At 74.2% G+C, this 22,144-nt stretch carries 13 protein-coding genes; 11 read left to right on the top strand and 2 right to left on the bottom strand.

Going from position 1 to position 22,144, the window contains the following annotated elements:
• The 9 genes from ABTX60_RS17420 to ABTX60_RS17380 form a co-directional block, all read left to right on the top strand.
• Positions 1–2,965 (top strand): FtsK/SpoIIIE domain-containing protein (locus tag ABTX60_RS17420; RefSeq protein ID WP_502992342.1); only part of this gene is annotated, 2,965 nt, incomplete at its 5' end.
• Between the two features lie 176 nt (positions 2,966–3,141).
• Positions 3,142–4,554, top strand: coding sequence for an ABC transporter substrate-binding protein (locus ABTX60_RS17415; protein WP_352097903.1), 1,413 nt, complete (start codon positions 3,142–3,144; stop codon positions 4,552–4,554).
• A gap of 4 nt (positions 4,555–4,558) precedes the next feature.
• The gene (locus tag ABTX60_RS17410) at positions 4,559–5,905 is read left to right on the top strand and encodes a carbohydrate ABC transporter permease (RefSeq protein ID WP_352097902.1); all 1,347 of its coding nucleotides are present in this window, start codon (positions 4,559–4,561) and stop codon (positions 5,903–5,905) included.
• 91 nt (positions 5,906–5,996) lie between these two features.
• Complete coding sequence (locus tag ABTX60_RS17405; protein WP_352097901.1) at positions 5,997–6,857, top strand: carbohydrate ABC transporter permease; 861 nt, start codon at positions 5,997–5,999, stop codon at positions 6,855–6,857.
• Between the two features lie 142 nt (positions 6,858–6,999).
• Positions 7,000–9,294: a bifunctional glycosyltransferase/CDP-glycerol:glycerophosphate glycerophosphotransferase gene (locus ABTX60_RS17400; protein WP_352097900.1), complete on the top strand. Its 2,295-nt coding sequence runs from the start codon at positions 7,000–7,002 to the stop codon at positions 9,292–9,294.
• Positions 9,295–9,452: 158 nt separating this feature from the next.
• Entirely contained in the window at positions 9,453–11,651 is a 2,199-nt protein-coding gene (locus tag ABTX60_RS17395; RefSeq protein ID WP_352097899.1) for a bifunctional glycosyltransferase/CDP-glycerol:glycerophosphate glycerophosphotransferase, read from the top strand.
• A gap of 8 nt (positions 11,652–11,659) precedes the next feature.
• The gene (locus ABTX60_RS17390; protein ID WP_352097898.1) at positions 11,660–13,900 is read left to right on the top strand and encodes a bifunctional glycosyltransferase/CDP-glycerol:glycerophosphate glycerophosphotransferase; all 2,241 of its coding nucleotides are present in this window, start codon (positions 11,660–11,662) and stop codon (positions 13,898–13,900) included.
• Positions 13,897–15,702 (top strand): arabinofuranosyltransferase AftB family protein, encoded by a 1,806-nt coding sequence (locus tag ABTX60_RS17385; RefSeq protein ID WP_352097897.1) that lies wholly within the window; start codon positions 13,897–13,899, stop codon positions 15,700–15,702. Before ABTX60_RS17390 ends, ABTX60_RS17385 begins: the two co-directional genes overlap by 4 nt.
• 334 nt (positions 15,703–16,036) lie before the next feature.
• Positions 16,037–17,596 carry a hypothetical protein gene (locus tag ABTX60_RS17380; RefSeq protein ID WP_352097896.1) on the top strand — a complete coding sequence of 520 codons (1,560 nt, stop codon included), beginning with the start codon at positions 16,037–16,039 and terminating at the stop codon, positions 17,594–17,596.
• A 19-nt stretch (positions 17,597–17,615) separates the two neighbouring features.
• Here ABTX60_RS17380 and ABTX60_RS17375 read toward each other — a convergent pair whose 3' ends face one another.
• Positions 17,616–18,029 carry an organic hydroperoxide resistance protein gene (locus ABTX60_RS17375; protein ID WP_161368937.1) on the bottom strand — a complete coding sequence of 138 codons (414 nt, stop codon included), beginning with the start codon at positions 18,027–18,029 and terminating at the stop codon, positions 17,616–17,618.
• A gap of 94 nt (positions 18,030–18,123) precedes the next feature.
• Between ABTX60_RS17375 and ABTX60_RS17370 the strand changes: the two genes are divergently transcribed.
• Positions 18,124–18,642 (top strand): MarR family winged helix-turn-helix transcriptional regulator, encoded by a 519-nt coding sequence (locus ABTX60_RS17370; protein WP_502992341.1) that lies wholly within the window; start codon positions 18,124–18,126, stop codon positions 18,640–18,642.
• On the opposite strand, the gene ABTX60_RS17365 is transcribed toward ABTX60_RS17370, so the two are convergent.
• On the bottom strand, positions 18,569–20,218 hold the full coding sequence (locus ABTX60_RS17365; protein ID WP_352098093.1) for a glycosyltransferase family 39 protein: 1,650 nt from the start codon (positions 20,216–20,218) through the stop codon (positions 18,569–18,571). The genes ABTX60_RS17370 and ABTX60_RS17365 overlap by 74 nt on opposite strands.
• 157 nt (positions 20,219–20,375) lie before the next feature.
• On the opposite strand from ABTX60_RS17365, the gene ABTX60_RS17360 reads away from it, so the two are divergent.
• Positions 20,376–22,094, top strand: coding sequence for a glycosyltransferase family 2 protein (locus ABTX60_RS17360; RefSeq protein ID WP_352097894.1), 1,719 nt, complete (start codon positions 20,376–20,378; stop codon positions 22,092–22,094).
• Positions 22,095–22,144 lie beyond the last annotated feature (50 nt).

Here is a 22,144-nt window from a genome sequence, read left to right as displayed (position 1 = left end):
AGCACGGCCGGGACGCCGGAGCGAGGTGCCGTCCTCCGGTGCCGGCGGCGAGGCCCGCTCCGGAGGGCACCCGAACGAGATGCCGCCCCACAGCGCCGGGGGCGCTGCCCACGCCGGGGACGGTTGGAGTGAAGTGCCGCCCGGGAGCACCGGGGGTGAGGCGCGGCGGCAGACGGCCGGGAGTGGGTCAGGGGCGGGGGCTGCCAGGCCCGCGCAGAGGTTCCCGGAGGCTCACGGACCCCGCCCCGCTTCGCCGGACGACACGCTCCGGACCACCCGGCGGCACGACGCTGCTCAGGGTTCCTCGTCCCTCGCTCCCCCCGGCCCCGCACGGCAGCGCGATGCAGGGCCGGCGACCGGCGGTGCCGGGGAAGCCGGGGACACCCATGCGGGTCGTTCCGGCGTCGGGGCGTTCGGCGACGTGGTGCCGGACCGCGCCGGACCGGCGTACGGCGCCGGCACCGATGTCGGCGCCGCGGGCGGAAGCGGTCACCGCCCCTGGAACCCGGACCCCGGTACCGACGATCCCGCCCTCGCCGACCAGCGTGCCGGGCGTGGGCGCAAGGGCACTCCCCTGCGCGGCACCGACGTGCCACCGGGGACCCGCCGGCGTGGCGGGCTCGGGGCGTGGGCCCGGCGTCTGACCGGGGGGCGCGGCGAGCAGGCGGCCGAACCACGCGAGACGTACGAGGACGCGCCGGCCGCGAGCGTGGCCGCGGAGCCCGACCCGGTCGTCGTGCCGGCCGCCCCGGAGACCTGGCCGGACCCGGCCACGCTGCTGCTCACGGCCCTGGGTCCGGGGCCCCGGCTGTGGGAGCGCGGCTCCGGCCACCCGGAGGCGCTCGCCGTACGCCTCGGTACGGCCGACCGGGCGGCACCGGACGGCTCGGGCCTGCTGCCCGCCGTCCCCGTGACCGCCGGGCTGCGCGAGGTCGGTTCCCTGGGGCTGGCCGGACCGCGGGCGCGGCTGGCCGGGCTGACGCGTGCCGTCGTGGCCCAGCTCACCGCCCTGCACTCACCCGACACGCTGGAGATCGTCCTGATCGCCGCGGACCGCTCCCGGCCCCTCGATGAGCGCACCGCCGAGTGGTCCTGGCTGGGCTGGCTGCCGCACGTGCGCCCGGGGCACGGGCAGGACTGCCGGCTGCTCCTGGCCCACGACCGCGAGCAGGCCGCCGCCCGCACCGACGAGCTCACCCGCCGTCTGGAGGACCAGCTGGCGGACACGGGTCAGGCCGGCGGCCCGCCGGCGGGCGGCGGCTCACAGCCCACGGGCACCACCCCGCCCCCGCGGCAGACCGTCCCGGCTCCCCGCCGCCCCTCCTGGGCCCTGGGCGACAGCGCCGGCGGCGACACGGCAGGCGGTTTCCCCGGCCCGTACACGGTGGTGGTCGTCGACGGCGATCCCGGCGGTGCCGACCTGCGCGGCGCCCTCGCACGGCTGGCGCTGGAGGGCCCCAGGGCCGGTATCCACGTCGTCTGCCTGGCCGAGACGGCCGCCGCCTCCCCGGCCTCGCCGGTGACGGAGACGTACGAGGCGGCCTGCTCGGTGGCACCGACCTTCCGGCAGTGCGGCGCGGTCGCGCTGCTCAGCGGGGACGTGGCGACGGCCCTGCGGCTGATGCGCGTGGCCCGTACCGGCGGCGACGGCTCGTCGGCGGGGCCCGTCGGGCACGGCACGGTCGCCACCGTCGACGCCGTCTCCGCGGCCTGGGCCGAGCGGTTCGCGCGGGCTCTGGCGCCGCTGCGGACGGACGGCGCGGCGAGCGAGCGCCACCCGCGGGTCTCCGCACCGCTGCCGCAGGCGGCCCGGCTGCTCGACGAGCTGGGCCTGGCCCGCGCCACCCCGGCGTCGCTGATGGCGCGCTGGGCGGACGCGGCCGACGACGCGGAGGCGCTGGGCGGACGCGTGCGCGCGGTGCTGGGCGCCGGGCCGCGCGGCCCGGTCGGCGTGGACCTCGCCGCCCAGGGGCCGCATCTGCTGATCGAGGGCCCGCCGGGCAGCGGCCGTACGGAGCTGCTGCGGTCGATCGTCGCGTCCCTGGCCGCCGCCGAGCGGCCGGACCGCCTCGGCATCGTGCTGGTCGACGGCCGGGGCGGCCCGGGCGCGGGCGGCGGCAACGGCGAGGGACTGCGGGTGTGTACGGACGTACCGCATGTCACCACGCTGCTCATGGCCCACGACCCGGTCCGGATGCGGGAGTTCGCGCAGTCGCTGAGCGCCGAGCTGAAGCGGCGCGCCGAGCTGCTCGGGCGGTCCGACTTCGCCGAGTGGCACACCGGCCGCGAGCTGTCGGGCCGTATGGTCGCGCAGCGCACGGCGACGGCCCGGGGCGGTGCCCAGGCCGACGCGGCCGGGGCGGGAGGCGCCGGCGACCTCGACTCGCCGTCCAGTTCCACCATGCGGCTGCGGCCCGGTGCGGTCCGGCGGCAGACGGAGGCGGCCGCGCCCCCGCTGCCCCGGCTCGTCGTGGTCGTCGACGACCTGGACGCGTTGGTCGCCCCGGCGCTCGGCTCGACCGGGCGGCCCGCGGCCGGGTCGGTGATGCGCGCGCTGGAGGCGGTGGCCCGGGACGGCGAGCGGCTCGGCGTCCACCTGGTGGCGGCCACCGGCCCGTGCGCCCGTACGGCGGAGACGGAACCGGTGCGCCGGGCCACCCTGCGCGTCGTGCTCGACGCCCCCGCCCCGGGCCCGGAGGAGCCCGCGCCCGGCCGGGGAAGGCTGACCGGTGCGGACGGGCGGGTCACCCCGTTCCAGGGCGGCCGAGTCACCGGCCGGATCCCGCGGACGGCGACGCTGCGTCCCACGGTCATACCCCTCGAATGGCACCGCATGGGTGACCCTCCGGCCCGGCGTCCGGTGCGGGAACTCGGAAACGGCCCGACCGACCTGGCACTGTTGGCCAGCGCGCTGGAAAGGGCGGCACGTGAGGTCGCGGCTGCGAAGGTGCCGTCGCTCCTGTGAGCGGGGAGGGTCATCGGCCCCACCCGCGTCATGGGGCCGCGTCCCTGGTCACGAGGGAGTCACGATCCCCCGCTTGACAGCCGACGCCATCTTGCCGCCCCCGCACACCCGGGCGTAGACCAGATCGCACGGGAGCGCGCTCGACGTTCGACGAGGAACGAAGAAGCGGGGCAGTCATGCGCATGACGAGCAGCACCATCCGGACACGCTGGTCGCCCAAGCGGGACACGGCGACCCCCCAGAGCCGCAGAGCCGTCAAGGCAGCGGCCGCCGTCGCGGCGGGAGCCCTCGCGCTCTCGCTCTCCGCCTGCGGAAGCAGCGACAACGACAGCGGTGGAAGCACGGGCGACACCGACCAGACCACCAGCGACGTCACCCTTCCCAAGCTGGAGGGGACGAGCCTGGAGGTCGCCGCCGTGTGGAGCGGCACCGAACAGGCCAACTTCAAGAAGGTCCTGCAGGAGTTCGAGAAGCGCACGGGCGCCAAGGTCACGTTCGTGCCCGCGCAGGACCCCATCATCAACTTCATCGGATCGAAGGTGGCCGGCGGGCAGCCGCCGGACATCGTGATGCTGCCGCAGCCCGGCGCCATCAAGCAGGCCGTCGACAAGGGCTGGGCCAAACAGTTGGGCTCCGACACCGTCAAGGAGCTCGGTGAGAACTACTCGCAGGGCTGGCAGGACATCGGCAAGGTGGGCGGCAAGCCGTACGGCGTCTATTACAAGGCCGCCAACAAGTCCCTGATCTGGTACAACAACCAGGTCTTCGAGAACGCGGGGGCCAGCGAGCCCGAGACCTGGCCGGACCTGCTCAACACCGCGCAGACGGTCTCCGACTCCGGCGTCACCCCGTTCTCCGTCGGCGGGGCGGAGGGCTGGACGCTGACCGACTGGTTCGAGAACGTCTACCTCTCCCAGGCCGGCCCGGAGAAGTACGACCAGCTGGCCAAGCACGAGATCAAGTGGACGGACCCGTCCGTGAAGGACGCGCTGACCACCCTCGCGCAGGTCTGGGGCAAGCCCGACTGGATCGCGGGCGGGGCGGACGGGGCGTTGCAGACCGACTTCCCGGCCTCCGTCACGCAGGTCTTCACCGGCGGGGACCAGCCCAAGGCGGCCATGGTCGCGGCGGGTGACTTCGCACAGGTCAACATCCCGTCGGGCATGAAGATCGGGACGGACGCGAAGGTGTTCCCGTTCCCGGCCGTGGGTGACCAGGGCCCGGTGGTCTCGGGCGGCGACGCGGCCGTGATCCTCGATGACTCCAAGGGCTCGCAGGCCCTGGCGACCTGGCTCGCCTCCCCGGACGCGGCGTCGATCCAGGCCAAGCTGGGCGGCTACCTCTCCCCGAACAAGAACGTGCCGAACTCCGACTATCCGAACGCGGTGCAGCAGAAGATCGCCAAGGCGCTCATCGACGCCGGTGACGACTTCCGCTTCGACATGTCCGACCAGGCCCCGCAGGCCTTCGGCGGTACGCCCGGCAAGGGCGAGTGGAAGATCCTGCAGGACTTCCTGAAGAACCCGAAGGACATCGCGGGGACGCAGCAGAAGCTGGAGACCGAAGCAGCCGCGGCGTACGGGAACTGACGTCATGACGTCGGTTTCGGCGGCAGGGGGCACCAAGCCCCCTGCCGCTCCCAAGTCGCGCAAGAGTGTGACCGGTACCCGCAGGACCGTCGCGGCGCTGTTCCTGCTGCCCGCGCTCGTCCTGCTCGGCGCGCTCGTGGTGTACCCGATCGGGTACTCGGTCGTGCGCAGCTTCTACGACCAGTCCGGTGACGGCTTCGCCGGAATAGACAACTACAAGGCCCTCTTCACCGACGAGGGCATCCGCACCGCGCTGAAGAACAACATCATCTGGGTGGTGTTCGCGCCGACGGTCGCGACCGCGCTCGGCCTGATCTTCGCGGTGCTGACCGAACGGGTGCGCTGGGGTACGGCGTTCAAGCTGGTCGTCTTCATGCCGATGGCGATCTCGATGCTGGCGGCGGGCATCATCTTCCGCCTGGTGTACGACCAGGACCCGGACAAGGGCGTCGCGAACGCGGTGTGGGTGGGCGTGCACGACACGTTCGCCCAGGCCTCGGCGTTCCCGAAGGCCCACCCGGGCCGCGACTCGCCGCTGAAGCCGGCCGGCGGGGGCGCGTTCATCACCACGTCGCCCGTCCGCACGGGCGAGGCGGTCTCGCTGCCCCTGGTGGGGGTGGCGCCCGATCAGATGCCCGACGGCGCGAAGGCCGCGGTGGCGCCGAAGCCCGAGCCGGACAAGGTCACGGGCACGACCTGGCAGGACTTCACGCGCGGCAAGGGCGTCGGCACACTCAACCGTGTCGACCCCTCCGAGCTGGGCTACGCCGGCATGCGGATCGAGGCCGTGAAGGACGGCAGGGTCGTGGCGTCGACGACGGCCGCGGGCGACGGCACCTTCACCCTACCCGCATCGGCCGACGGGTCCCAACTCCGGCTCCCGGCAGCCAACTTCAAGGAACCGTACAACGGCCTGGACTGGCTCGGCCCGTCCCTGGTCACCCCGGCCATCATCGGCTCGTACATCTGGATGTGGGCGGGGTTCGCGATGGTGCTGATCGCGGCCGGGCTCGCGAGCGTGCCCCGGGAGCTGCTGGAGGCGGCCCGGGTCGACGGCGCGAGCGAGTGGCAGGTGTTCAGACGCGTCACGGTGCCGCTGCTGGCACCGGTCCTCGCCGTCGTCACCGTCACCCTGATGATCAACGTGCTGAAGATCTTCGACCTGGTGTTCATCATCGCTCCGGGCTCCTCCCAGGACGACGCGAACGTCCTCGCCCTGGAGCTGTACCGCAAGGGCTTCTCCGAGGACCAGCCGGGCATCGCCAGCGCCATCTCGGTGTTCCTGCTGCTGCTGGTCGTGCCGGTGATGTGGTTCAACGTGCGTCGGCTGCGACGGGAGGTCAGGCGATGAAGGCGGCCCGGTCCTCCCCCGGCCGGGGGTCCGGGGGTCGTCCCCCGGGAAGGCACAGTAACGTGCGTCGGCTGCGACGGGAGGTCAGGCGATGAAGGCCGAGCGGTCGCTGGGATCGCGGCTCGCCGAGGGGGTCAGCGGCGGGGTGCTGCGGGTGGTCCTCATCGTCGTCGGGCTGTTCTGGCTGGTGCCGACCATCGGGCTGCTGCTGTCCAGCCTCCGTGCGCCGGAGGACATCGCGGCGAGCGGCTGGTGGAAGGTGTTCACCGAGCCCTCGCAGATCACGTTCGGCAACTACTCCAAGCTGCTGGAGAACGAGGACATCACCAGCTCCCTGCTGAACACGGTCTGGATCACCGTGCCGGCGACCCTGCTGGTCGTGATCATCGGCTCGCTCGCGGGCTACGCCTTCGCCTGGATGGAGTTCCCCGGCCGGGACTGGTGGTTCCTGGGCGTGGTCGGCCTGCTGGTCGTGCCCGTGCAGGTGGCGCTGATCCCGATCGCCGAACTCTTCGGCAAGATCGGCATCTTCGGCTCGGTGCTCGGCGTGGTGCTCTTCCACGTCGGCTTCGGCCTGCCGTTCGCGGTGTTCCTGCTGCGGAACTTCTTCGCGGAGATCCCGCGAGAGCTGCTGGAGGCGGCGCGCCTGGACGGGGCGGGCGAACTGCGCCTGTTCTTCCGTGTCGTGATGCCGCTCGGCGCCCCGGCGATCGCGGCCCTCGGCATCTTCCAGTTCCTGTGGGTGTGGAACGACCTGCTCGTCGCGCTGATCTTCTCGGACTCCGGGAGTCAGCCGATCACGGTCGCACTGCAAACGCAGGTACGGCAGTTCGGCAACAACATCGACGTGCTGGCACCCGGCGCGTTCATCTCGATGATCGTCCCGCTGGCCGTCTTCTTCGCGTTCCAGCGGCAGTTCGTGTCCGGTGTGATGGCGGGCGCCGTCAAGTAGCGATCAGAGCACGGTAGTCGAAGGGGTGGGCCGGGGGCGGTCCGCCCCTTCCGCGTTCCCCCGGATGCCGTAGCGGCCGTAACCAAGTCGGCCCATCGGCCGTTCCCGGGCCGAACGCCCGCGCCGACCGATGGATGGCCTCTTGCCCAGGTTCAGTGTCATTGTCCCCGCGTACCAGGTTCAGGCGTACCTGCACGAGTGCCTCGAATCGGTGCTCTCCCAGTCCTGTCCCGATCTGGAACTGATCGTCGTCGACGACTGCTCGCCGGACGCGTGCGGTGCGATCATCGACGAGTTCGCCGCCCGCGATGCCCGTCTACGCCCCGTCCACCTGCCGGAGAACGTAGGCCTCGGCCGCGCGAGAAACGCCGGCGTGGCGCACGCGAGCGGGGACTACCTGCTGTTCCTGGACGGCGACGACACCCTCACGCCCGACGCGCTGCGGTCGATCGCCGACCGGCTGAAGGAGACGGGCGAGCCGGACGTGCTGGTCTTCGACTACGCGCGCACCTACTGGACGGGCGAGGCGATCCGCAACCAGGCGGCCCTGCAGCTCACCGAGCAGGGCCCGGCGCCGTTCCGCCTGGAGGACCGGCCGGGGCTGCTGCGGCTGCTGATGGTCGCCTGGAACAAGGCCTACCGGCGGGAGTTCGTCGAGGAGGGCGGTTTCGTCTTCCCGCCCGGCGTGTACGAGGACACGCCGTGGACGTACCCGGTGCTGATGACCGCCGAGTCGATCGCGACCCTCGACCGGGTCTGTGTGCACTACCGGCAACGACGGCAGGGCAGCATCCTGCGCACCACCAGCGAGCGGCACTTCGACGTCTTCGAGCAGTACGACCGGGTCTTCGCGTATCTCGACGCGCGCCCCGAACTGGCCCGGTGGCGGCCGGTGCTGTTCCGCCGCATGGTGCACCATCTGGTGATCGTGTACTCCCGGCGGGACCGGCTGCCCCCCGGCTCGCGCGCCGACTTCCTGCGCCGGGCCCGCGCCCACTACCGGCGCTACCGCACCCCCGGCGCGCCCGTCCCTCCCGCACTCTCGACTTCGCTCGAGCGGGGGCGCCCCCGCTGCCGGATCCACCACGGTCTGATCCGCTTCGGCCTGCACCGCACCTACCGCGCCCTCCAGCTGGCGTCCGCCCTGCACCGCGCCGCCGTCCGGACCACCGGCAAGCTGCTGCGGGGCCTTCGGTCGGCCGCCCTCAGGACGCACTACCGCGTGCAGCGCTGCCTGCCGCTGCGCGCCGACCGCGCCGTCTTCACCGCCTACGACGGCCGCGGCCACGGCTGCAACCCCGGCGCGCTGGAGGCCGCGTTCCGCGACCTCGCGCCGCACATCCGCACGGCGTGGATCGCCCACCGCGAGCACCACCACACGATCCCGCCCGGCCCGTGCCGCCTGGTCCCCGGGACGGCCGCCTACTGGACGGCGCTCGCCCGCTCCCGCTACCTGGTCAGCAACACCGGCTTCGACGACCGGCTCACCAAGCGCCGGGGCCAGGTCCTGATCCAGACCGGGCACGGCACCCCGCTCGGCCACATCGGCCTCGACCTCCAGGAGCGCCCCGCGGCGGCCCGCGGCCGGGACTTCGCGCGGCTGCTGAAGGACGTCGACCGGTGGGACTACGTGCTGTCCGCCAACCGCCACACCACCCTGACGAACGAGCGTGTCCACCCCGGCCGCTACACCACGCTGGAGTACGGCTACCCCCGCAACGACGTGTTCCGGACGGCGACCCCGGCGGACGTGGCCCGGCTGCGCGCCTCGCTGGGCATCGCGCGGGGCGCGGTGGCGATCCTGTACGCGCCGACCCACCGCGACTACCGCCGCTCCCAGCGCCACCCCCTGGACCTCCAGCGGATCGCGCGCCGCCTCGGCCCGCGCTTCGTCATCCTGGCCCGCGCCCACCACGCCTACGACGCCCCGCTGACCAGCACCTGGGGCCGGGTCGTGGACGTCTCCGGCCACCCGAGCGTGGAGTCGCTCTGCCTGGCCTCGGACGTCCTGGTCACGGACTACTCGTCGCTGATGTTCGACTACGCCAACCTGGACCGGCCGATCGTCGTCCACGCCGACGACTGGGAGGCGTACGACGCGGCCCGCGGCACCTACTTCGACCTGCGCGACGTCCCGCCGGGGGCGGTCGCCCGCGGGGAGGACGAGCTGATCGACATCTTCGCCACCGGCCACTGGCGCGGCTCCCGCTCGACCCAGCTGCGGGCGGCGTTCCGCGAGCGGTTCTGCACCCACGACGACGGGCGGGCCGCCGAGCGGGTGGTGCGCCGGGTCGTGCTCGGGGAGTCGGAGCTGCCGCCGGTCGTGCCGCTCGGCGAGCGCCGCCCGGTGCCCTCGGCGGCGGCCTCGCTGACGCGGGAGCCGCTCACCACGGTGCCGCTGCCGACCGGTCCCCACGCCGTCGGCGACAGCCTCTGACCACGGCCCGCACTCCGGGGAGTCCGCATGCCCTCCAGCCCGTCGCGGCCGACGCCCTCCCGGCCGCCCTCCTGGCGGCCGTCGGGACGTCCGGGACGACCGCGACCGGTGTGACCCGGCCCGCCCCGACAGACCAGCCTCCCGACAGAAAGAGCCACATGCCCCGCTTCAGCATCGTCGTCCCGTCCCATGGGGTCGCGGGCCGGCTGTCCCTGGCGCTGGACTCCGTCCTCGCCCAGTCGTTCGGAGACTTCGAGCTGATCCCGGTGTGCGACGCCCCCGACGCACCGGAGGCGGACGTCGTCGCCGGGTACGCCGAGCGGGACTCCCGGGTGACGCCGGCGCACTCGCCGCCGTCGGACGGACTGGCCGGGGCGCGCAACACCGGGCTGCGGGCGGCCGTCGGCGGCCATGTGCTGTTCCTCGACGGCGACGACGTCCTGGTCCCGGGCGCGCTGGCGGCCCTGGACGCCCGGCTGGGCGAGACCGGCGACGTGGACGTCCTGTACTTCGAGCACGAGCGCACCCCCTGGTGGGAGGGCGAGCCGGCCAACCCGGCCGCGCCCCTGCTGGCCAGGGCGCCGGACGGGGCCTTTTCTCCCGACCGGGCCCCGCGGCTGACGGGCGTGGCGCTGCCGGCGTGGAGCGCGCTGTACCGCCGGGCCTTCCTCACCGAGCAGGCCCTCGCCTTCCCCGGGGAGCACTACACGGACGTCGGGTTCGGCGGGCTGGCCGGGCTGCAGGCGGAGCGGGTGGCGGTGCTGCGCGCGGTCGTCGTCCGGCATCTGCTGCGCCGGCAGGGCAACCGGCTGGGCCTGCCCGGCGAGCACCACACCGAGCTGCTCGACCAGTGCGAGCTGGTGCTGGCCCGGGCCGCGGAGCGGGGGCTCGCGGCGGACCGTCTGTCGCCGCTGTTCGAGCAGCTCTTCGCCGCCGTGCTGAAGACGGCCGCCCACCCCGGGCGGCTGACGTCCGGGCGGCGGGCCTTCTTCCGGCGGGCGAGCGCGCTCTACCGACGGCACCGCCCCGCCGGGTACCGGACGCCCGGCGGCAGCCTCGGCGTCCAGCACCGGCTGCTGGCCTCCGGGTCGTACCCGGCCTTCCGCGCCCTGCGCGCCGTCAACCGGACCGCGGTGCGGGCCGCCGGCCTGCTCCCCCGCCCGCGGGGACTGCGCACCCGGCTGCGCTACGCGCTGGGCCTGCGTCTCCCGCTCGACCCGAACCTCGTCGTGTACTGCGCGTACTGGGGCCGCGGCTACGTCTGCAACCCGGCCGCGATCCACGCCAAGGCCCGTGAGCTCGCGCCGCACCTGCGCGCGGTGTTCCTGGTGGAGCCGGACGCGGTGGGCAGCGTGCCGCCGGGTGTCGAGTACGCGGTGATCGGCAGCCGGAAGTACTGGGAGGTGCTGGCCCGCGCCAAGTACCTGGTCAACAACGCCAACTTCGCCGACGCCGTGGTCAAACGCCCCGGCAGCGTGCACCTCCAGACCCAGCACGGCACCCCGCTGAAGACCATGGGCGCCGACCAGGCGACGTACCCCGTGGTGGCCGCGGCGACCGGCAGCATCGCCAGGCTGCTGGCCCGGGTGGATCGCTGGGACTACAACCTGACCTCCAACCGGCACTCCACCGAGATGTGGGAGCGGGCGTTCCCGAGCGCGCACGAGACGCTCGAGTACGGCTATCCGCGCAATGACGTCTACTGCACGGCGTCCGCCGAGGACGTGGCCCGCGTCCGCAAGGAACTGGGCGTTCCCGACGGCAAGAAGGCCCTGCTGTACGCCCCCACGCACCGCGACTACGCCACCGGTTTCGAGACGGGCCTGGACCTGGCGGAGTTCTGTGAGGCGATCGGCGACGACTACGTGGTGCTGCTGCGCGCCCACTACTTCTACGACCAGGGGCCCGGCAGGGGCGGCGGGCGGATCATCGACGTCACCGGGCACCGCTCGTCGGAGGACGTGTGCCTGGCGGCGGACGCGCTGATCACGGACTACTCGTCGATCATGTTCGACTACGCCAACCTGGACCGGCCGATCGTCGTGTACGCCGACGACTGGGACGTCTACCGGGAGACCCGGGGCGTCTACTTCGACCTGATGGAGCTCCCGCCCGGCCGGGTCGCGCGGAGCCCCGAGGAGCTGGCGGCCGTCTTCCGTGACGGCTCCTGGGCGGACGGGTCCGCCGCGTCCCTGCGGGCCGCGTTCCGGGAGCGCTTCTGCCAGTTCGACGACGGGCGTGCCGCCGAGCGCGTCGTGCGCCGGGTGCTGCTGGGGGAACCGCCCGAGTCGATCCCGCCCGTGGTCCCGCTCGCGGAGCGCGTCCCGGCCCCCGCCGCCACTCTCGTGAGGAGCTGACCGAAGAAGTGCCCCGCTTCAGCATCATCGTCCCCGTCTACAGAGTGCAGGGCTTCCTGCGCGAGTGTCTCGACTCGGTGCTCGGCCAGTCCTGCGGCGACTTCGAGGTGATCGCCGTGGACGACCGCTCGCCCGACGGCAGCGGCGCGATCCTCGACGAGTACGCCGCCCGCGACGAGCGGGTGCGGGTGCTGCACCTGCCCGAGAACGTGGGCCTCGGCCGGGCCCGCAACGCCGGCCTCGCACAGGCGGCCGGCGACTACGTCCTGTTCCTGGACAGCGACGACCACTACACGCCGGGCCTGCTGGCCGCCGTCGCCGCCCGGCTCGCGGCGACGGGCGACCCGGACATCCTGGTCTTCGACCATGTGCGCACCCACTGGTGGGGCCGGGGCGGGCGCAGCGAGGCGGCGGACCTGCTGGCCGCGGCGGGGCTGGAGACGTTCGGCATCCGGCAGAGCCCGCAGTATCTGAACCTGTTCCTGGTCGCCTGGAACAAGGCCTACCGGCGGTCGTTCCTCCAGGAGCACGGGCTTCGGTACGCGGCGGGGCTGTACGAGGACGCGCCGGTGACCTACCGCTCCATGGTGCTGGCCGGGCGCATCGCCTGCCTGGACCGGATCGGCGTGGAGTACCGCCAGCGCCGGCAGGGCGCGATCACCAAGACGCCCGGGCGCCGGCACTTCGACATCTTCCCGCAGTACGAGGGTCTGTTCGCGTTCCTGGAGCAGCGCCCCGACCTCGACTGGGCGCGGCCGCTGCTGCTGGAACGGGCCCTGGACCACATGCTGTTCGTGCTGGCCCGCGAGGACCGGGTACGGCCCGCCGACCGGGGGGACTTCTACCGCGAGATCCGCTCCTTCCGCCACCGCCACCTTCCCGAGGGCGGCTTCCCGCTGCCGGACGGCTGGCGCGGGGTGGAGATGCGGCTGCTGGCCTCGGCGCCCTACGCGTCGTACGCGGCGGCACGCGGGCTGCGGGAGCTGCGCGCCGCCGCCCTGGGCGGGCGGCGGCGGGTGGCGAGGAAGGCATCGGAGACGGCCCGTCGCGGCTGGTACGCGGCCCAGTCGAAACGCCCCCTCGATCCGCACCTCGCCGTCTACTCGGCGACCCACCACCGGGGCGTGACCGGTGATCCGGCCGCGATCTACGCGAAGGCGCGCGAGATCGCCCCGCACATCCGGGGCGTGTGGGTGGTCCGGGAGGACGCCGTGGACGCGCTGCCGCCCGGCATCGAGCACGTGACGCCGGGCTCGCGGCGCTATCACGAGGTCGTGGCGCGGGCCACGTACTGGGTGAACAACGTCAACTGGCCCGGCACCCTGGCCAAGCGGCCCGGCAGCGTGCACATCCACACCCACCAGGGCACCCCGCTGAAGTACATGGGCGCCGACCTGCTGACCAAGCCGGGCGCCCGGCACGGCTTCGACGTGCCGCAGATGCTGCGCCGGGCGGACCGCTGGGACTACAGCCTGGTCGCGGGGCGGCACGCGGAACGGGCGTGGGAGCGGGCGTACCCGTGCCGCTTCACCTCGCTGCGGACCGGCAGCCCGCGCAACGACGTGCTGGTCGGAGCCGGGCCAGAGCGGGGCCGTGAGGTGCGCGAGCGGCTCGGCATCCCGGCCGGTGACACGGTCGTGCTGTACGCGCCGACCCGCCGTGACTACCGGCGGGGCGGCCATGTCGACCGGTTCGACCTCGCCCGGTTCGCCGAGGACCTGGGCCCCGGGCACACCCTGGTCGTCCGGCTGCACCCGTCGCTGGCGGCGGGCATCGCGCGAGGCCTCGGCCTGGCCGACCTGCACCGGCGGGGGGTGCTGGTGGACGCGACCGACGAGCCGCACGTCGAGGAGGTGATGCTCGCCTCCGACGTGCTGGTCACCGACTACTCCGCCCTGCTCTTCGACTACGCCCTGCTGGACCGGCCGATCGTCGTCCACGCCGACGACTGGGGCGCGTTCGCGGCGAGCCGAGGCGCCTACTTCGACATCACGGCCGACGCGCCGGGCCATGTGTCGCGCTCGTACCGCGAGCTGGCCTGGCTGTTCGCGTCCGGCACCTGGCAGGACGCGGAGGCGGCGCGGCTGCGATCCGCCTTCCGGGAGCGGTACTGCGAGTTCGAGGACGGGCGGGCCGCCGAGCGGGTCGTCCGGCTGCTGATGCTGGGCGAGCGGGGCGGGGCGCTGCTGCCCGCGGCCCGCCGGACCGGCGGTGTCCGCACCCGGCCCGAGGCGCTGATCGAGAGATGAGGACTCCCGCGACCCCCGAGGCCGCCCCGTCCCTGCCCGGCCAGCGGGCCTCCTCGGCCCGGCCGCCCGCCGTCGCCGAGCGGCTGCGGCCGGTGCACTGGTGGCACGCCGCCCTGGTCGCCGGGCCCACCACGGCCCTGTTCGTGCTGGGCTACCGGCGCCGCTGGATCTGCGACGACGGGCTCATCTACCTGCGCCCGGTCCGGCAGATCCTGGCGGGCAACGGGCCGGTGTTCAACGTCGGTGAGCGGGCGGAGAGTTCGACGGGGACCCTCTGGCAGTGGCTGCTCGCGCTCGCCGCCTGGGTCACCGGCGAGGACCCGGCGTTCCTCGCGGTCGGGCTGGGACTGCTGCTGAGCACCGCCGGGTTCGCGTTCGCCCTGCTCGCGACGTGCCGGCTGCACCGGAACGCCGGGGTGCTGCTGCCGGCCGGGGTGCTCGTGCTGCCGGCCGTGCCGCCGTTCTGGTCGTACATGACGTCGGGTCTGGAGAGCGGCCTGGGCGCCTTCTGGACCGGCCTGTCGTGGTGGCTGCTGACGCGGACCCGGCGTGGCCGCACAGCCCGTGAGACGTGCACGGCCGCCTTCGTGTTCGGGCTGGGCCCGCTGGTCCGGCCCGATCTCGCGGTGGTCACGGTGTGCTTCCTGGCCGCGCAGTGGTGGGTGCTGCGCCCCTCCCGGCGGGGCACGGCGGCGATGCTGGCGTCGGCGGGAGCGGTGCCGCTGGCGTACGAGGTCTTCCGGGCGGGGTACTACGGGATCCTGGTGCCGCTGCCCGCCATCGCCAAGGAGGCGGGTGCCAGCGACTGGAGCCGGGGCGCCGGGTATGTGCAGGAGACGCTCGGGCCGTATTGGCTGTGGCCCGTTGTCCCGGTGCTCGGGGCGCTGGCCGTCCTGCTGATGCGGCGCGCCCGCCGGGAGCAGCGGAGCCGCGTCCCGGGGCGGGCCTCGCTCGCGGTGCTGCTGGCGCCGGTCGCCGCGGGCCTGCTGCTGGCCGGGTACGTCGTGCGCGTCGGCGGCGACTACATGCACGCCCGCATGATCCTTCCGGCCCTTCTCCTGCTGCTGTTGCCGGTGCTGGTCGTGCCCGCGACCAGGGTCACCGGGGCCGCGAGCCTGCTGCTGGCGGTGTGGCTGTGCGCGGCGGTCAGCCCGCTGCGGGCGCCGTTCGACGTGCGCAGCACGCCCGGGTCGTTCAACGTGCGCACGTCCGACGTGGAGGGCCTCGGCGACCACAACCCGGTGCGCACCACCACCTGGGTGGCCAACTGGCCCGCCCTGCCGGAGGGGCGCGCCATGCTGGCCCGGGCGGAGCGTGCGCCCGGGCCGACGCTGCTCTACTTCGACGCCGGGCGGCGGCTGCACGCGACGCCGATGCGCGCGGACGCCCCCTACCGGGTGGTGATCGTGGGCCGTCACCTCGGAGTGACGGGAGCGGCGGCGCCACTGGACGCCTATGTCAACGACGCCTGGGGGCTGGCCAGCCCGATCGGCGCGCATCTGGCGCTGGAGCGGTGGAGCTGGCCGGGGCACGAGAAGTTCCTGCGCAACTACTGGGTCTTCGCCGAGTGGGCGGCCGAGCACCCGCCGCGGCGCGACCTGCTGCGGGCCGGGGCCTCGCGGGAGGCGATCGGGGCGGCCCGGGCCGCGCTGGGCTGCGGCGAACTCGCCGAGCTGCGGGAGTCGGTGCGGGCACCGCTCACCGCCGAGCGGTTCTGGCAGAACCTCACCGGGTCGGTCGAGCGGACGCGGTTCCGCTTCGCGCGCTGGCCGGCGGCGGCGCAGAGGGCGCTGTGCGACTGACCGTTGGCCGGTGCGGGTGGCGGCTGTCGGGCATGCTCGACGAGCGCTACGCCACCGACCATCGGCCAGTGCTGGGCGGCGGCCGACGGTTCCGCTGCAGCCGCACCGGCCCACGGCATGCTCGACGAGCACTGCGCCACCGACCATCGGCAGGTGCGGGTGGCGGCCGACGGTCCCGCTCCAGCCGCACCGGCCCACGGCATGCTCGACGAGCGCTGCGCGACGGACCGTCGGCAGGTGGAGGCAGCGGCCTCACCCGATGAAGTGATCCGGGGTCAGGGCATGCGTAGGGCGGGAACATTCGGCGCATGCCCCAGACCCCCTTCACCCTCCGGTGAGCGCCCCGGTCCTGGTCCGGCGGGCCGTGCGCGGCGCGACCGCACTGCGCGGCGGCCGTGTCGGGAGGCTCACCCCGTACCAGTTCTACGGCGCCCTGTTCTGGCTGGTGATGACGCTGGCGTACTGGCGGATCCCGCTGTGCTGCGACGCCGGGCAGCACGCGGCGGTCGTCGAGCGGCTCAAGGACGATCTGCTGCACCCGGCCCACTCCATGGCGGACCTGCCGGGCGAGGGCAGCCCGTACTACGGCCCGTACGCCGTCGCCCAGGGCGTGCTGGCGCGGCTGACGGGGCTGACGGGCTGGGAGGTCGTGAAGCTCGCCGGGCCGGTGCATCTGCTGGTGCTGCTGGCGGGGCTCGGCCGGTTCGTCAGGACCCTCACCCCGCGCCCCTGGGCGCCGGTGTGGGCTCTGCTGTTCATGACGCTGCTGTGGGGCACCGCGCGGATCCGGTGGAGCGGCTACCTCGGGCTGATGTCGATGACGACGAACCTCGGCTACCCGTCCACGATCGCCATCGGGCTGACGTTCTGGGCATGGGCCTGGACGGGCACCCGCGCGCGGGACGACGCCCCCGCGGTGCGGTTCGTCGGCCCGAGCGGGCTCGGCGGCTGGTGGGGGTACGCCGGGATCGGCGCGTTGTACGGGCTGATCCTGCTCACCCACCCCGTCACGGCGGCCTCCGCGCTCACCGGGGCGGTGGCGATCGTGGCGTCCCGGCAGCGCGGCTGGCGCCGGCCGGTCGTGGCGCGCTGGGCGCTCGCCGGGGCGTGCTGCGCGACCGTGGCCCTGAGCTGGCCGTACTACGACGTCCTGACACTGGTGAACGACACCGGCATGGACGCGATGCACCGGCAGCTGTACGAGAGGATGCTCGCCAACTCCTGGCTGGCCCTGCTCGGCCTGCCCGCGCTCTGGGCGCGGGCTCGCGGGTCGGCGCGTGATCCGCTGGTGTGGATGTTCCTGCTGGAGTGCCTGCTGGTGGCGTACGGCTGGGCGAGCGGGCACTACACGTACGCCAGGGCCCTGTGGGCCGTGCTGGTGCCGCTGCAGTTCGCCCTGGCGATGGAACTGGCGGCGCCCCGGCCCTGGCGGCGGGCCCGGCGGATGCTGGGCGGGGCGGCGGCGGTCGCGGCGTGCGTCGGGTTCGTCACCGTGCACGCCGGGGCGGTCGTGCCGCGCTCGGCCGACCCGGTGGGGTTCGCCCAGCCGACGCGATGGCCGTCGTACGACTGGGCCGCGCGGCACATCGGACCCGGCGAGGTGGTGATCACCGACGGGTACTTCGCGAGTCACGCGATCGCCGGGTACGGGCCGAACCTCGCCGCGCCCATCTGGCCCGACCCCGCCCTGGACGAGCGGCGGCGGGAGCGCCGGGCGGCCGACGTCCGGGCTTATCTCGCCCCGGACTCGACCCGCGCCGAGCGGTCCGCCGTGGTCCGCCGCTACCACGTGCGCTGGCTGCTGCTGACGCGCTGGCACCCGGTGCCCGAGGAGGCCGTGGTGGTGGCGTGGAGCGGACGGACGGGGGAGGTGCTGGCGCGGGTCGGGGGGTGAGCCCCGCCGGCTCTCGGGGTTACTCGATGACGAGGTCGACCTCGATGTTGCCGCGGGTGGCGTTGGAGTACGGGCAGACCTGGTGGGCCTGCTCGACGAGCTTGCGGCCGGTCGCCTCGTCCACGCTGTCGGGCAGCTCCACGCGCAGCGTGACGGCGAGGCCGAAGCCCTCGCCCTGCTTGCCTATGGAGACCTCGGCGGTCACGGCGGCGTCGCTGACGTCGACCTTGGCCGCGCGGCCGACGAGACCGAGGGCGCTGCCGAAGCAGGCGGCGTAACCGGCGGCGAAGAGCTGCTCGGGGTTGGTGCCCTGGCCGTTGCCGCCCAGCGCCTGGGGCATGCCCAGGGCGAGGTCCAGCACGCCGTCGGAGCTGACGGCCCGGCCCTCACGGCCGTGGGTGGCGGTGGCGACAGCGGTGTAGAGCGCGTCCATGGAAAACCTTCCCTCTCACGTCAACGTTCGGCGGCCCGCTTCCGGGCCGCCCGACACCAGAATTAGAGCACACAATTCAGTTGCGCGCAATTAAATGACGGGCGCGAGCTATCCTGGACGCATGAACACGCCGGACGACGACTGGCTCCGCCTGGACCAGCAGATCTGTTTCTCCCTGCACGCGGCCTCCCGCGCCTTCAACGGCGTCTACCGCGGGATCCTCAAGGACCTCGGCCTCACCTACCCGCAGTACCTGGTGATGCTCGTGCTGTGGGAGCACGACGAGCTGCCCGTGAAGAAGCTCGGCGAGCACCTGCGCCTGGACTCCGGCACCCTGTCGCCGCTGCTGAAGCGGCTGGAGGCGGCCGGACTGGTGCGCCGGGAGCGCAGCGCCCGCGACGAGCGGTCGGTGGAGGTGCGGCTGACCGAGGAGGGCGCCGCGCTGCGCGGACGGGCGCTTCAGGTGCCGCGCCGCATCGCGTCCTCGACCGGCTTCGGGCCCGAGGAGGTCCGCGCCCTGCGCGCCCGTCTCGACGAGCTCACCACCGCGCTGGACGCCGCCGCGGCCCTCGCGGAGCCGCAGGGCGGCTCGCCGGCGACCGGGCCGTCGTAGCCGCGCCGGGCGGGGTGCCGGCCTGCACATCGGGCGGTTCGTCGCCCGGCTGCCGCCGGACGTGGAGGCGGAGGACCGCCCCGTCCCGGGCGTGTTCCTCCCGGACGGTGAACTCCTCCCTCAGGACCGCGAGCTTGGTCCGCTCGACCGGATCGGACGGGGGCCGGAGCGGGTTCAGCACGCGCGCCTCGGCGACGACCCAGACGCGGTCCACCGAGGCGAGCCGTCGGCGCAGTTCCGCGGGGGCCGCCTCCCGGCCCCACAGCGTCCCGGAGCGGGGCGCGGACTCCCGCAGCGCGATGTCCCGCGCCCGCCGGAAGCCCTTCGGGTAGGCCAGCGCGGCGAGCCTGCCGACCGACGGCACGAACAGCACCGGGTCACCGGGGCGCATCTGACGCACGGCGAGCGCGGAGACCACGGCGAGGTTGTCCGGGCGGTGGGCGGCGGAGCGGTCCTGACGGTGCACGGGGAGCTGGGTCAGGAAGGTGCCGGCGAGGGCGAGGAGGCCGGTGACGCCCACGACGGCCCGCACCCGCCGCCCGCCGACCCGCATCCCCCGCCCGCCGAACCGCACCCGCACCCCGCCGACCCACATCCCCCGCCCACCGAACCGCACCCGCACCCCGCCGACCCGCACCCGCCGCCCACCGAACCGCACCCGCACCAGCGCCCGGCCCATTCGCCCGGCCCCCGCCGCGACCAGCAGGGACGCGCCCGCGAGCGCGTACAGCACGTACCGGTCGTGGTAGAGCGGCCGGACCTGCGACACGGTCATCAGGATCCCCGGCGGCACGAGCAGCAGCGGCACGGCGACCGCGGCCGTGCGCCGCTCCCGGAGCCCCAGGGCCATCAGCAGCAGCGCGCCCGAGAACACCGGCCCCGCCGGACCGGGGGTGAAGTTCCGGGCGAGCCTCTCGACCCGGTCCCACCCGGGCGGCACCAGCCACGACACCTGCCCGGCCTGCCCCTGCGACACCCACACCAGCGGCAGCAGAAGCAGTGCCACCGCCCCCGCCGCGCGCCCCCAGCCGGACCACACCCTCCCCGGCACCCGCAGCAGCGCCAGCGTCAGCGCGTGCGCGCCCAGCACCGGTACCGCCAGCTCGTGCAGCGCACAGGTCAGGGCGACGACCGTCCCGTACCCCCACCAGGCCCGGGTCGCGGCCCCCTCCACGGCCCTCACGAGCAGCAGCGTCGCCCCTGCCACACCCGCCGCGACCAGCGCGTACGACCGTCCCTCCTGGGCGTAGTGGCCGGTCATCGGGGTGATCGCGTAGAGGACGCCGGCCCCGAGGCCGGCCCGGGGCCCGGCCAGCCGGACGCCCAGGGCCGCGACCAGGCCGGCGGTCGCCGTCGCCGCGCACACCGACGGCAGGCGCAGCACGACCTCGTCCGGGTGGACGGTGAGGACGGCGTGCATGAGCAGGTAGTAGAGGCCGTGCACCGCGTCCACCTCGTGCAGCAACCGCCAGATCTGCGGGACCGTCCGCTGCGCGACCTGGAAGGTGACGCTCTCGTCGCCCCACATGCCTCCGCGGTCCAGTCCCCACAGCCCGATCGCGAGCATCACCGCCATGGGCACCGCCACGGGTGCCACCCCCGTGGCGAACCGGCCGCTCCCCCTCGACTGTCCGCTCCTCACGGGCCGATTCTGTGCTGAATCAGCCGGTTCGCTCAGGTTTGGTGGTGTGTTACCACTTTCATGTCATTCGCCCGGCTTACGATCCACAGTGATGAATGCCGAGAGCGAGTCCGAGAGGGACACCCGGAAGCCGCGTTCGCAGGTGGCCGTCGTGGTGATCGGTTATGACGACGCCGCCCATGTGACGGACGCCGTGCGCTCGGCGCTCGCCCAGGGGCCGGCCGTGCGCGAGGTGGTGGCCGTCGACGACTGCTCGAAGGACGGCAGCGCCGGCCTGCTGGAACGGCTGTCCGCCTCGGAACCCCGGCTGAAGGTGATCCGCCGCCGGGTCAACAGCGGCGGTTGCGGCACCCCCCGCAACACCGGGCTCGGCGCGGTGACCTCGCCCTACGTGATGTTCCTGGACAGCGACGACATCCTGCCGCCCGGCGCGGTCGAGGCGCTGCTCCGAGCGGCCGAGGGCGCGCACGCGGAGGTCGCGGGCGGCCTGTGCGTACGCCGGGAGCTGCCTTCGGGGCGCGAAGTCCCCTGGCAGGAGCGGCTCTACGGGCTGCACGCCGTGGTGCCTCATCCCGCGCAGCGGCCTCGGCTGGTCCACGACACGCTCTGCGTCAACAAGCTCTACCGCACCGACTTCCTGCACACGCGCGGCATCCGCTTCCCCGAGGGCCGCTTCCCGTACGAGGACGTCGTCTTCACCGCACGCGTACTGGCCGCGGCCCCGCGCATCGCCCTGGTCCCGGACCGGGTCTACGTCTGGCACGTGCGCCGCTCCGCCGGGCGGCTGTCGATCTCGCTGGACCGGGCCGGTGCCGAGAACTGGCGGGCTCGCACCGAGGCGTGCCGGCAGGCGCACGAGGTGCTGCTGGGCGCCGGGCAGAAGGAACTCGCGCGGGCCGTGCGCGCCAAGTTCCTCGACCACGACCTGCGGATGTACGTGCGCGAACTGGGATTGCGCGACACCACGTACCGGCGCGCATGGTGGGAGCTCACACGGGCGCACCTCGCGGAGTACGACGCCGACGACTGGGCCCGCAACCCGGGCGCTCCCGGCCGGCTGATCGGGCGGGTCGTCCTGGCCTCCCCGGAGCCGTGCGACCTGCCCCGGCTGCGGGAGCTCGCGGCCCGCCCGGCGCGCCTGTGCCCGCCGTACGCCCGCGCCGCGGACGGCACGCCCGTCTGGTCGCACGGCATCCCCCAGGTCTCCCTGGAGCCCCTTCAGGCCCGGCCGCTGCGGGCGCTGCCCCTCGCCGTCGACGGGGAGCTGCGGGCGGGCGCGCGGGGCACCCGGCTGCGGCTGCGCCTGCACGAGCTGTACGGGCGGGTGGCGCAGGCGGGTCCCGAGGCGGTGGAGGTGGAGTGGCGGCACCGGGACGACGGTGACGTGGTGGTCCGGGGTGCGAGCGTGGCGCTCGCGCCGTGTGCGAGGGCCCGCCGCGAGACCTCGGGGACGGCGCACTGCGCGGGAGCCCGCCCCGAGGCCTCGGGGACCGCCGGCCTCGACGGTCACGAGGCCACCTGGTCCGGGGAGACGGCCGTCGACCTCGCCGCACTGGCCGCGCTCGGCGCGGGCACCTGGGACCTGCGCCTTCGCGTCCGCTTCCGCGACGGCGCGAGCCGCGACATCACGGCGCACGCTCTCCGGGGCGCCGGTCTGCTGCGCCGCAGTGCCGTCCCGAGCACCCGGCAGGGCGTGGTACTCGTACAGCCGTACTCCACCCACTCCGGTGCGCTGGCGCTGCGAGTGGCTCCCGGCGTACGTGGTGCGCTGTCGGTCGTACGCGCACGGCTGCGCCGCCTGCTTCACTGAGGGCACGACGACAGCGACGACCGCGACGGATCAGCGCACAGCACCACCGC

The sequence above is a fragment of the Streptomyces sp. NPDC126510 genome, from assembly GCF_040302345.1.
Taxonomy (GTDB): Bacteria; Actinomycetota; Actinomycetes; order Streptomycetales; family Streptomycetaceae; genus Streptomyces.
The sequence above is the reverse complement of the archived record's forward strand: the minus strand, read 5'-3'. Positions and strand labels throughout refer to the sequence as shown.

Excerpts from the sequence above, each read along its gene's own strand:
- ABTX60_RS17415 (WP_352097903.1), top strand. The coding sequence starts at position 3,142 with ATGCGCATGACGAGCAGCACCATCCGGACACGCTGGTCGCCCAAGCGG.
- ABTX60_RS17410 (WP_352097902.1), top strand. The coding sequence starts at position 4,559 with ATGACGTCGGTTTCGGCGGCAGGGGGCACCAAGCCCCCTGCCGCTCCC.
- ABTX60_RS17405 (WP_352097901.1), top strand. The coding sequence starts at position 5,997 with ATGAAGGCCGAGCGGTCGCTGGGATCGCGGCTCGCCGAGGGGGTCAGC.
- ABTX60_RS17395 (WP_352097899.1), top strand. The coding sequence starts at position 9,453 with ATGCCCCGCTTCAGCATCGTCGTCCCGTCCCATGGGGTCGCGGGCCGG.
- ABTX60_RS17385 (WP_352097897.1), top strand. The coding sequence starts at position 13,897 with ATGAGGACTCCCGCGACCCCCGAGGCCGCCCCGTCCCTGCCCGGCCAG.
- ABTX60_RS17375 (WP_161368937.1), bottom strand. The coding sequence starts at position 18,029 with ATGGACGCGCTCTACACCGCTGTCGCCACCGCCACCCACGGCCGTGAG.
- ABTX60_RS17370 (WP_502992341.1), top strand. The coding sequence starts at position 18,124 with ATGACGGGCGCGAGCTATCCTGGACGCATGAACACGCCGGACGACGAC.
- ABTX60_RS17365 (WP_352098093.1), bottom strand. The coding sequence starts at position 20,218 with ATGGCGGTGATGCTCGCGATCGGGCTGTGGGGACTGGACCGCGGAGGC.
- ABTX60_RS17360 (WP_352097894.1), top strand. The coding sequence starts at position 20,376 with ATGAATGCCGAGAGCGAGTCCGAGAGGGACACCCGGAAGCCGCGTTCG.